We start from the raw sequence: 12,328 nt of genomic DNA on the forward strand, positions 1-12,328 counted from the left end.
GCTAAGTTGTAATTAGGATGTAAATATATTGCTAATTCTTTATTAATAGGTATAGATTAAAGCAACAAACAGGTCAGACCTCTTACAAGTAGACAGGAGCTTCGCTATGATCCTTCTCAGCATCGTGTTATTTCTCGCCTTAATAGGCGTACTTTGTTATCACAAAACATCTTTGGTTTTTAGCTCAGTATTATTATTGGCTTATACCGCGGTTATGGGAGTCATCAATATTTGGAGCTACTGGATGTTACTGCCAGTTGCCTTAGTATTATTTCCTTTTGTCTTCACTCCCGTACGCCAATCGCTTTTCTCTATCCGCGCGATGAAAATGTTCCAAAAAATCATGCCTCCTATGTCGAGCACAGAAAAGGAAGCCATTGACGCAGGAACAACGTGGTGGGAAGGCGACCTTTTCCGCGGAGCGCCAGATTGGAATAAATTGCATAACTATCCAAAACCACAGCTAACCGCAGAAGAACAAGCTTTTATTGATGGGCCTGTTGAAACCGTTTGTGGCATGGTCAACGACTTCGAAGTGAGCCATGAACTGGCAGATCTAACACCTGAAGTGTGGCAATACCTGCGTGATCACCGCTTCTTCGCGATGATCATCAAAAAAGAATACGGTGGCTTAGAGTTTTCTGCTTATGCGCAATCTCAGGTTCTACAAAAGCTCGCTGGTGTCTCCGGTATTCTTGCTATCACTGTAGGGGTACCCAATTCATTAGGTCCGGGTGAATTACTGCAGCATTACGGCACTGATGAACAAAAACAACGCTATTTACCAGGCTTAGCTACGGGTGAAGAAATTCCGTGCTTTGCATTAACCAGCCCTGAGGCAGGTTCCGATGCTGGTGCTATCCCAGATTCAGGTGTCGTTTGTATGGGGGAATGGCAAGGCGAGCAAGTATTAGGAATGCGCTTAACATGGAACAAACGCTATATTACTTTGGCACCAATTGCCACTGTATTAGGCCTTGCATTCAAACTTTCAGACCCTGATAAACTATTAGGTGGCGAGAAAAACCTTGGTATCACCTGTGCACTAATTCCAACCAATACCCCTGGCGTTGAAATTGGTCATCGCCACTTCCCACTAAATATTCCATTTATGAATGGTCCTACACGCGGAAAAGATATTTTTGTTCCAATCGATTACATTATCGGTGGGCCAAAAATGGCAGGCCAAGGCTGGAGAATGTTGGTTGAGTGTCTTTCTGTCGGTCGTGGTATTACATTACCATCGAACTCAACAGGTAGTTTGAAGAGTATTGCTATCGCGACAGGGGCTTACTCTTATATTCGCCGTCAATTCAAATTACCAATTGGTAAAATGGAAGGTATTGAAGAACCACTAGCTCGCATCGCAGGTAATACCTATCTGATGGATGCAGCAGCAACTCTCATCACCTCTGGAATTATGTTAGGTGAGAAACCTGCCGTTCTATCCGCTATTGTTAAATACCACTGTACACACCGTGGCCAGCGCGCCATTATTGATGCCATGGATATTACAGGTGGTAAAGGAATCTGTCTTGGGGATTCAAACTTTGTTGCCAGAGCCTACCAAGGCGCACCTATCGCCATTACGGTTGAAGGGGCAAATATCCTAACCCGCAGTATGATCATATTCGGTCAAGGGGCTATCCGTTGCCATCCATTCGTATTAGAAGAAATGGCCGCAGCACAGGATAATAACTTACATAAATTTGATAAAGCCGTATTTGGGCATATTGGTCATGTGGTTAGTAACCAATTCCGTAGCTTCTGGCTTGGTTTAACCAATGGTCGCGGAAGTCATGCGCCAACCAAAGATGAAACGCGCCGTTACTATCAAATGCTAAACCGCCAAAGTGCCAACTTAGCATTACTATCCGATGTTGCCATGGGTGTGTTAGGTGGTAGCTTGAAACGTCGTGAACGTATCTCTGCTCGCTTAGGAGATATTTTAAGCAACTTGTATCTCGCATCTGCAACCTTAAAACGTTATGAAGATGAAGGTCGTCAAAAAGCGGACTTACCATTAGTGAAATGGGCAGTTGAAGATTGTTTATATCAATCAGAAAAAGCGATGGATGATCTCCTGAAAAACTTCCCTAACAAGTTGGTTGCGGGGATAATGCGCATCACGCTGTTCCCTACTGGCCGTGCGATGTCAACACCATCAGACCGACTAGACCATAAACTGGCTCAAATTCTGATGGAACCATCAGAAACACGTGACAGATTGGGCCGTGGGCAGTATTTAACGCCTACGGAAAACAACCCTCATGGCCTTGTAAACCAAGCTCTGCTCGATATCATTGCTGCTGAACCAATATTTGAGCGCATCTGCCGCCTAAAAGAGCGTAAACTCAGCTTTACTCGCTTAGATAAACTTGCAGACCAACTACTTCCTGAAAATGTAATTACACAAGAAGAAGCTGATATCTTGCGCAAAGCAGAAGCAAGTCGATTACGGACGATTAACGTCGATGAGTTTGAGTTTGATGATTTGGGTGTACTTCCGACAAAAAAGTCACCAGATGAACCGTCAAATGAAGAAACCAGTAAGAAAAAGAAAGCGGCTTGATTAATTATTAAGTAATAAAAAAACTCAAGGAGTTATTCGCCCCTTGAGTTTTTTATTAGTGTAAATTATACATCTATCTTCTACATACTAGGTGAGTTTTCTCGCTGTTTAGCCTCTAATATATAAGGTCGTAATTTAATTTTATTATCCCAGTCACTCAGTTTAAATTGACAGATTTCTCCACCTTCATTTGCACAAATTGTTAGGTATTCCTTTGCTTTATTAAGCTCATTAAACTCATAAAAATATATTTCACCTGCTGCATCTAGCGCTAATAAACGGTAATAACCTTTAGTTTCTATTAACATTTCCCAATATTTCATTGATTGTTCTAAATTAATTTCCATGCCAATGCCATAATTATTGAAGTAAGCTAATCGGTATAAACCCAGCTGAAAATTAGGTTCAATCATCACAGTTTTATGTAAATATTCTAATGCAATCAAACAATTTTCATCTGCAATCCGCTTTAAATTGACTAGGCTTTTTTCAGAACAGTTCGAATCATCAAAATATAATAAAAACAAAAGATAATTGGTTTTGGCATCACCTTTACCTGCACTATTTTTAAGTAGATAAAATTTCTCCGCTGTTTTAATTGGTATCATGGCCTGAAAAAGTTTTTTCTCTTTTTCATGCTTCATATTATTAGTAGAAAAAGCCAGCATTCTATATGACGGCGGTTTTACGTCACTACTTTTAAAAAAGCTTTCATTGTAGGAATATGACTCATATCCACTGAAAATAAAAGCCAGCACAATTAATAACCACTTCATATTATTCCATTAAATAAACGGCCGTTATTTGATATTAAAAATGGGAATGTACTTGTCATTGAAGTAACTAGTTTTTTATTTAAGCTTATGGATGGCTCATTATTAAATAATGAAATAAACTCAACTAGTTGGTCTTCAGGATGGGATATCTCTTTTTGTTTAAACCACACATCAACAACATCTGTTTTTTTCCATCAATCCAAGTTACCTCTGATATTAATTTATGTTCATTACTATTTTCATCCACATAGTCAGAAAATGAATAATTTAAGCTTATTGATGAAATACCTATTTCACTTAAACCTAGTAGCTCTTCAGGCTGAGTTTTACCATCACTGTTCTCATCTCGCCATAATTTAAGATATTCCCAGTAAAAGTCATCATTACTAATAAACCCATCATTATTGCTATCAAAATCCAATAAACCATCAAAACCATTTAATGCAAAACAACCATTTTCTTTCAGATAATCATCCCCAAATAACTCACTAGAATCATTAATAATACCATCACTATTTTTATCTATAACTAATAATGCATCACTAGGAGAAACCCATCCGGTTTGTTTTAGCTTTCCATTGAACTCAAATAATACACCAAGATCATATGATAAAGTTTCCACACCATTATTATTTAAATCAATAATTAAAGGTGTTCTATATTCTTTTGCTATCATCTTTATTTTCTTTAAATTTTTCTTTGGCGTCTCTTCTAGTTTTATACCATTGACGCCAGATTTCTCAAGAAAATCACTCACAAAGTCAATACAATTGTTTGATATAAAATTATAATTCTCATTACCATCCGGGTTATTTTTAATTGAGTTATATGTATTAAACAAATTATTTAAATCATTGTGGAATATAGGCCCTTGCCCCACAATTGTCACAGATGATGCTTCTGAATATTTATTATGGTCATCGAACGAAATATTATCCGTATTTGTCAAATAGCTATTACCCGCACTAAAGCCTATTGATACACTTTCAAATTGGTTACTTTCCGGATTTGTACCTTTAAGACCAATAAATACATGACCAAAAGAAGAACCCCCTATACTTGTATTATCACCTACAACATCTATATATTGGCTATCTGGCGGAGCAATAAATATAGTAAAACTAGGACCTCCATAGCTAGAGAAACCATTATCATCTAGTTCGATTAACCGACTATCACCTTCATTCACGCTTTGTAAATAATGTTCCGGTATATATTCTTTAACTTCCATTCCCCCTCCTATTATCTTCATTTGTTTTTCATGTAGTTATCTATATCATTGAGATATTTATTACATTTATCGCTACCATTTTTCGAGCCAAGATTTGCATAATATCGTGCTTTATCAATATCTTTTATGTTTCTTTCATCATCAAAAAGAGTAATTTCAACTAAATAATCACAGACTAATACAGAATCTCGCCCTCCTTTTTCTATTATCTTATCTAGAATTAAATTTGCTTTATTTATATTTTTATCTAATACAACCCCTTTATAATGAAGTTTACTCATTTCAAATAACGCTATATTATTATCAGGATTTCCATTAACCGATTCAATTAAGTAATTAACAGCTTTTTTACAAATAAAATTAGGCATGGTAGGTTTAAAATCAAAATACTTACAATTAGAATCTTTAAGAAATAATTTAAACAATAATAAATTACTATTGGAATCTCCTGATGCTGCCTTTTCAACTAACAAGAAAAAATCTTTTTCATTTCTTGGTGGTGGATACTCATCATTAATAGACGGTTCATATATTAAATATTTGCTATCATAATTAAATGACAGCATCCTATATGATGGCATAATGACACCTCTTTTCAAATCTTGAGCTTTACACTCTAAAAAGACGAGGCTAAGTATAAAAAACATCAATTTCATATTATTCACTTTAAATAAAATAAACCATTAGAAATAATCAATTTATTTTTACAAATGGGAAAATATTGTAAATAACCCAAAAGAGTAATTTTAACCTTAATTAAAAACAAAAAAATCCAGCTATTTATTCAATAGCTGGACCCATTAATTTTTTTGAAGAATGATTTAAACTACAGCTCTAATGCCAACAGTTCTTCTATTGTTTGGCGGCGGCGAATTAATTGTGGTTTACCATTCACAAACATCACTTCCGGCAATAATGGACGGCTATTGTAGTTTGATGACATGGATGCACCATAAGCGCCAGTGTCATGGAAAACCAGAAAATCGCCAACTTTCACCTCGGGTAAAGCGCGGGTTACCACTAAACCGCCCTCTAACTGGGTAAATACATCTCCTGATTCACACAAAGGGCCAGCGACAATCGTGTCTTTTAGTTGAGCACCATCAACATTACGTCCATCCGTGGGTAATACCGAAATATGGTGATAACTGCCATACATCGCTGGACGCATTAGGTCATTAAAACCACTGTCTACAAGCACATAGTGACGGCTACCCATATATTTAACGGCTCGCACTTCTGCTAATAGTACCCCAGACTCAGCAACTAAATAACGGCCGGGTTCTATTTCAAGTTCAATTTTGTGCCCTAAGTGTTGTTCGATACGTTGGCGAGCGTTATCCCATAGGCTGTAATAATGCTGCACATCGATTAATTCATCACCTTCACGATAAGGGGTTGATAACCCACCGCCTGCTGAAATGGCATGAAGGTCAACCCCTGCGGTTGTGACTAACGCCACCATAGAATCACACACATCGGCAAGATGTTGATAGTCAACCCCTGAGCCAATATGCATATGGATACCAACTAGCGATAAATTGTAATGGCGAATTGTCTCTAACGCTGTAGGTAAATCTTCATGCCAAATACCGTGCTTACTATTTTCACCACCAGTATTGGTTTTTTGGCTATGGCCGTGACCAAAACCTGGATTGATGCGTAACCAAACAGGATGGCCAGCTTTTTGTTCGCCAATTTGCTCAAGCATGTCAATCGAGCCTGCATTCACAGGGATATCTAGATCAGTCACTTTCGCTAATGTGGCTCTATCGAGCACATCTGCTGTAAATACGATTTCAGAGTTCTCACGTCCAGGCTGGAACCCTGCCACCAAAGCACGTTCTATTTCTCCTAAAGAAACGGAATCGACTTTGACGCCCTGTTGTTTCATTAAGCGTAGGATATGAATATTCGAGCATGCTTTTTGCGCAAAACGCACGGTATCAAAAACTTGTAATTGCTTGATGCGCTCAATAATCACCGCGCTATCATAAACCCAAACAGGGCTACCGTACTGCTCGGGTAATACACGTAGATATTCAGGTGTTAAATATTGGCTTGTTGTCGTTGCGAATGAAGTCATTGTCTTTCTCGTTTGCAAGTTTTTATTATATTAAAAGCTATTATTCAAAGAATAATACGGGAAAAAAAATATCTATTTTGCTAAAGTCTATTCATATTTGATATAGACTTTATTTAAGGACTTCCTATGCAAGCTATTTCATGGCGGCACATTGAAATATTCCGTGCTGTAATGACTGCCCCCAACCTGACGGAAGCCGCTGCGCTGCTAAACACCTCACAACCGACTATCAGCCGTGAACTTGCTCGCTTAGAATACCTTTTACAGTTTAAATTATTCGATAGGGTCAAAGGACGTCTACAGCCAACAGCACAAGGGTTACGGTTTCTTGAAGAAGTCGAACGCTCTTATTATGGTTTGGAACGCATTAAAAACTCAGCGGAAACTATTCGACGCTTCGAACATGCCCAAATTTCGATAACCTGTTTACCTGCTTTCGCACAATCTTTATTGCCCCATGTTTGCCAATCGTTTATGGAAAATTACCCTGATGTCAGCATCACAGTGATCCCGCAAGAGTCTCCTGTTCTTGAAGAATGGTTGTCCGCTCAGCGTTACGATTTCGGTTTAACAGAACATTTGCAAATGCCACCGGGAACTGAACAACAAACACTGGGAAGTTTAAATGAAGTATGTGTCTTACCCGCAAGCCACCCTTTAGCCCAAAAAAAAGCCCTAACCCCCAACGATTTTCAAGACCAACGTTTTATTAGCCTATCATTAACTGACAGCTATCGTCAGTTGATTGACTCAACCTTTGCGGAGCACCATGTCGAGCGCAAAATGGTCATGGAAACGCATTCAGCATCATCTATTTGCGCTATGGCACTAAAAGGGATTGGGATTTCTATTGTTAACCCTTTAACTGCATTAGATTTTCATCAACAATCTGCTGGGAAGTTAGCTCTGCGCCCACTCAGCTTTTCGATTCCTTTTACCGTTAGCTTGATAAAACCTATTCACCGCCCTTCATCACAATTGACCAATATTTTTACTCAACATTTAGAGGATAACTTTAATCAAATAAAAACCCAGCTAATTTCCGCGCTGTTGCATCAATAACTGCCAGTGAGGTGAAGTTGCAAACCAATTAGCGAGATAATCAATCACCACTCTCAATGCAGTTGGCATTTTTTGCCGACTCGTATACACAGCGTAAATACCTAGAGGCATTGGCGTATATTCAGGTAATAGTTGAACTAACGCCCCTGAGGCCAAATGATCAGCAACAGAATAATATGGTTGCATAGAGATACCCGCGCCCTGCAATGTTGCCTCAGCGAGAAATACGGATTCATTCGCACTTAATCGCCCATCAACCAATACACTATGCTGCATACCTGCCTTTTCAAAGACCCATAAGCTACGACCAAAAAAATTGTAGGTTAAGCAATCGAGTAAAACTAAATCTTCTGGTTTTTCGGGATATTTTTTCCCTTTTAAAAAATCAGGTGAAGCACAAATGACAGAATGGCAAGTTGACAATGGTTTTGCGATTAAACTCGGCTCCAGTTGATTAGTAATACGGATAGCCAAGTCAATTCGTTCCTCTATTAAATTAACTGATTTATTCGATATTTGCATATCTATCGCCATATTCGGATAGAGTTTCATAAACTCAGCAATAGCCACAGAAAGCGCACTTTGGGCAATAGATTGTGAGCAACTAATGCGCACTAAACCGGATAATGCTTTTGCATCAAGCTCTTGCTGCACAGGGACCATTTGGGAAATAGCATTAAGTTGCAAAGATTGTTGATATACCCCTTCCCCCGCTGAAGTTAAACTTAATTTCCGCGTGGTACGATTTAATAAACGCACTCCCGCCCATTGTTCCATTTCTGACAAATAGCGAGTCACCATCGCTCTCGACATCTCTAATTTTTCTGCTGCCCCACTCAGACTGCCTTGTTCAACGATAGTAATAAATACTTCTGCTGCCTTTAATCTATCCATACCACTCTCATTTGACCGAATTACGCAACAAACAACACCTGATTATGGGGTTTTTCATCTTATCATTGCAATTTAATATACACGCCATGCAAAAAACAAGCTTTCCTGTATAACTTTATTTTAGGATACAACATGAAATTTACCTTATTAGCTGCAACCGCATTATTGGCTACAACGATGAATTTGGCTCAAGCTGAAACACTAACATTAGATGTTTATAATCCTGGAAATAACAGTGTATTTCCGGTTTCCTCTGAAATTATTAGCGGCTCAAGTGAAGTGGTGTTAATTGACGCACAATTTCAAAAAAATGATGCACAACAATTGGTTGATAAAATTAAAAAGCTCAACAAGAAATTAACCACGATTTATATTAGCCACTCAGATCCTGATTACTATTTTGGGCTCGATACCCTAACAAACGCCTTCCCTGAAGCTAAAGTGGTCGCGACAGCAAACACAGTTGAAGCCATTAAAGCAACTAAAGATGGCAAACTGGCTTACTGGGGCGGTGTATTAAAAGATGAAGCGCCTACCCATATTATTGTCCCTGAGGTTATTAAAGGAAATAGCTTCACAGTTGATGGTGAACGGCTTGAAATTAAAGGCCTTGATGGCGCTTCGCCAGATAGAACTTATGTCTGGGTTCCATCATTAAAAGCCGTTGTGGGGGGCGTTATTGTTTCTGACAATATTCATGTTTGGGTAGCAGATACACAAACAGAAGAGTCACGTAAAAATTGGCAGCAAACATTAAAAGACATCAAAGCACTGAACCCAACAATGGTTGTTCCCGGTCACTTTACGGGAGCATCTAAATTAGATAAAAGTACGGTTTCTTTTACTCAAAAATACTTACAAGATTTTGAAAATGCGGCAAAAACAAGTAAAAACTCAGATGAACTCATCCAAAAAATTGCGGTAAAATATCCACAATTAGATGACAAATCAAGTTTAGAGCTTAGTGCAAAAGTTGTTAAAGGCGAAATGCAGTGGCCTCAATAACCAAGTAATACTCACTATTACAGCCATTTTGCGCGGTATGTTCCGTAGCAACTCACTGAATGACTAAAAGCAATTTGGCTGATTTCACCGAATGATAGTGGTATTAATTTTTTGATGATAATGATACAACTTAACTCAAATTACTTAAAAAGATCAAATAGAGAGAACGATTATGAGCAACATCACCCTACACTATATTTATGACCCTTATTGCGGCTGGTGCTACGCCGCTGCGCCTTTAATCGAAATTGCCAACCAACACCCAAGTATCAACATTGAAATGCATGGTGGTGGTATGTTAGCTGGCAATGCTCGCCTACATTTAGATGATAATTTTCGCCAATATATTCTGCAATCTGATAAGCGTATTGCATCCATGACAGGGCAAGTATTTGGTGATGACTATATAAAGATGCTACACGAACCTAATTTGGTTATGGACTCAACACCACCACAAACCGCTATATTGGCTGCAACCAAGCAAAGCAAAGGCTTTGAGATGCTTAAAGCCATCCAAAAAGCGCACTATATTTCAGGACGCCACATTAAAGATACTGCAGTGCTTCTTGACCTCGCTAAAGATATCGACCTTGATGTAACACAGTATGTGTCTGACTACAGCGAGTGCGAACAACATGAAACCGCCAATCATATCACAAGCAGTAAGGCACTATTAGCGCAGTCAGGGGCATCTGGTTTTCCAACTCTGTTAATACAACAACAGGGTAAATGGTTACGTGTTCCATTACAGAATTACCTCGGTGAGCCAAGTAAATGGCAGCAGTTTTTAGATTCTTTGGTAACCGCAGCGTCTTAATAATCACCCTTTTTAATAAGCCGCTTTTCAAATATACGCATAAGGTTGTCATTTAATTTAATATTCAATTATTGATAAATACAACCATGTGCTAGCACTAATAATTAATGCGGGGCCAAATGGAATCGTCTTCGCTGTTTTAGCTATTTGCACCCCAGATAATGCCTCTGTGTGGGCTAGATTTGCCAGTTGCTTCTTTGGGGATATTTTAGGCAATAGCCCATACGTTACCCAATATTGTAATAGCCCCAGCCCTGCGGCAGTGCCCAAAAAGTAAGGTAACTCCCAAACTCCAAGCCAGGCCGAACAAGCTGCAACGAGTTTAAAATCCCCTCTCCCCATTTGTGGTTGATAAGTTTGTTTCTCAACCAATGTAACCACCATTAACATCACTAAGTAACTGATCAGTACTGCATAAATAGCTGAGACTACATTCCCACTTGGTAAGTGAATTTGATATAGCAACCCTAACCATAATAATGGGTACGTAAGAATATCAGGGAGATAACCTATTTTATTATCAATGATAAATAATGGTGTTATTAGATTAATATATAATGTTAAAAACAAAATAATACGTAAATTATTAGATGAATAATAAATTATAAAAATCAGCGCACTATATATTAGAAGTAGAACGGTATTTTTAATAATAATTTTGGATTTATCAAAATGGACAACCGGTAAATAAATAAGTAGTTTTTTAGTCGTAAAAAAGGATATTAACAGCATAAATAAAGAAAATAAAATACAAATAAAATCAATAATATTGATAGATTTATCATTTTGACATGATAATGTAAATTGCTCAGACGGCGAAATAATAGGTATGACCGTTGATATTAAAGTACAGAGTAACTCCCTCATATTAACTCCTTATTCCTTTATGGAGATAAAAATAAATATACTGTGAATTTCTGCTATCCCCAACACTTTAATTCCGTTGAGTAGAGTCGGTTTATTCGAATATCATGATCTTCTAGTTTACTTTCATCACTGTTTAAGATGTCACTTATGGCACAGACATACTATAAAAGGTCACTATTTCGTTATAAACTAGGTAGTAGCGCTTGAGTTTAACAATTCAACCCCCATATTCATCAAAGTTATATTATTTATTAACCCAGTCGGTACTAAGGAAAAGCTATGCGCGTTCCACGCATTTATCACCCAGAGCCTCTTCAAATAAACACAACAATTTCTCTTGGTGATGATGCTGCAAACCATGTAGGTCGGGTACTACGCATGACTGCGGGCCAAAAACTCGAACTTTTTGATGGCAGCAATCAAACCTTTAGTGCTGAAATTACTGAAGCTACTAAAAAAAATGTATTCGTACACATTGAAAATAGCCAGATTGACGATAGAGAATCCCCTCTCGATTTACACCTCGGGCAGGTCATGTCTCGTGGGGAAAAAATGGAATTTACCATCCAAAAATCTGTCGAACTCGGAGTTAATACAATAACACCTTTGTTATCAGAACGTTGCGGTGTTCGCCTAGATGGCGAACGGCTCGAGAAAAAATTACTGCAATGGCAAAAAATTGCGATTGCCGCCTGTGAACAATGTGGCCGCAACCGAATTCCAGAAATTCGCCCAGTCCAAACCCTTGAAGCCTGGTGTGCTGAAACTGACGGTGCATTTAAAGTCAATTTGCACCCACGAGCAACAGAAAGTATTAATACGTTACCCACTGAATTGAAGAAAGTACGATTGTTGATTGGCCCAGAAGGTGGCTTGTCAGCAGACGAAATTGCCATGACAGCAAATTATCAATTTACCGATATACTGTTAGGGCCTCGAGTATTACGAACAGAAACGACTGCGCTAACCGCTATCACAGCACTACAAGTGCGCTTAGGTGATCTGGGGTAAGGAGAAA

11 protein-coding genes are annotated in these 12,328 nt (G+C 38.4%); 5 read left to right on the forward strand and 6 right to left on the reverse strand.

Annotated elements, in window-relative coordinates; genetic code table 11:
- Positions 1–106 precede the first annotated feature (106 nt).
- Entirely contained in the window at positions 107–2,572 is a 2,466-nt protein-coding gene (gene fadE / locus PSF28_RS04165; RefSeq protein WP_272684691.1) for an acyl-CoA dehydrogenase FadE, read from the forward strand.
- 80 nt (positions 2,573–2,652) lie between these two features.
- Here fadE and PSF28_RS04170 read toward each other — a convergent pair whose 3' ends face one another.
- The 4 genes from PSF28_RS04170 to lysA form a co-directional block, all read right to left on the reverse strand.
- The gene (locus tag PSF28_RS04170; protein ID WP_272684692.1) at positions 2,653–3,348 is read right to left on the reverse strand and encodes a hypothetical protein; all 696 of its coding nucleotides are present in this window, start codon (positions 3,346–3,348) and stop codon (positions 2,653–2,655) included.
- Positions 3,349–3,472: 124 nt separating this feature from the next.
- A complete protein-coding gene (locus tag PSF28_RS04175) occupies positions 3,473–4,579 on the reverse strand; it encodes a hypothetical protein (RefSeq protein ID WP_272684693.1) in 1,107 nt (368 codons plus the stop codon).
- Between the two features lie 17 nt (positions 4,580–4,596).
- Positions 4,597–5,235: a sel1 repeat family protein gene (locus PSF28_RS04180; protein ID WP_272684694.1), complete on the reverse strand. Its 639-nt coding sequence runs from the start codon at positions 5,233–5,235 to the stop codon at positions 4,597–4,599.
- 170 nt (positions 5,236–5,405) lie between these two features.
- On the reverse strand, positions 5,406–6,665 hold the full coding sequence (lysA, locus tag PSF28_RS04185; RefSeq protein ID WP_210840309.1) for a diaminopimelate decarboxylase: 1,260 nt from the start codon (positions 6,663–6,665) through the stop codon (positions 5,406–5,408).
- Positions 6,666–6,791: 126 nt separating this feature from the next.
- Between lysA and PSF28_RS04190 the strand changes: the two genes are divergently transcribed.
- Positions 6,792–7,727: a LysR family transcriptional regulator gene (locus PSF28_RS04190; protein WP_210840310.1), complete on the forward strand. Its 936-nt coding sequence runs from the start codon at positions 6,792–6,794 to the stop codon at positions 7,725–7,727.
- On the opposite strand, the gene PSF28_RS04195 is transcribed toward PSF28_RS04190, so the two are convergent.
- The gene (locus PSF28_RS04195) at positions 7,701–8,621 is read right to left on the reverse strand and encodes a LysR family transcriptional regulator (protein WP_210840311.1); all 921 of its coding nucleotides are present in this window, start codon (positions 8,619–8,621) and stop codon (positions 7,701–7,703) included. The genes PSF28_RS04190 and PSF28_RS04195 overlap by 27 nt on opposite strands.
- Before the next feature lie 132 nt (positions 8,622–8,753).
- Between PSF28_RS04195 and PSF28_RS04200 the strand changes: the two genes are divergently transcribed.
- Together PSF28_RS04200 and PSF28_RS04205 are read left to right on the forward strand one after the other, a co-directional pair.
- Entirely contained in the window at positions 8,754–9,626 is an 873-nt protein-coding gene (locus PSF28_RS04200) for an MBL fold metallo-hydrolase (protein ID WP_210840312.1), read from the forward strand.
- A gap of 172 nt (positions 9,627–9,798) precedes the next feature.
- Entirely contained in the window at positions 9,799–10,443 is a 645-nt protein-coding gene (locus PSF28_RS04205) for a DsbA family protein (protein ID WP_272684695.1), read from the forward strand.
- A 57-nt stretch (positions 10,444–10,500) separates the two neighbouring features.
- Here PSF28_RS04205 and PSF28_RS04210 read toward each other — a convergent pair whose 3' ends face one another.
- Positions 10,501–11,013, reverse strand: a complete 513-nt coding sequence (locus PSF28_RS04210) for a prepilin peptidase (protein WP_272684696.1) — start codon at positions 11,011–11,013, stop codon at positions 10,501–10,503.
- Positions 11,014–11,589: 576 nt separating this feature from the next.
- Between PSF28_RS04210 and rsmE the strand changes: the two genes are divergently transcribed.
- Positions 11,590–12,321 (forward strand): 16S rRNA (uracil(1498)-N(3))-methyltransferase, encoded by a 732-nt coding sequence (gene rsmE, locus PSF28_RS04215; protein ID WP_210836990.1) that lies wholly within the window; start codon positions 11,590–11,592, stop codon positions 12,319–12,321.
- Positions 12,322–12,328 lie beyond the last annotated feature (7 nt).

The sequence above is a fragment of the Providencia sp. PROV130 genome, from assembly GCF_028482225.1.
Lineage (GTDB): Bacteria > Pseudomonadota > Gammaproteobacteria > Enterobacterales > Enterobacteriaceae > Providencia > Providencia rettgeri.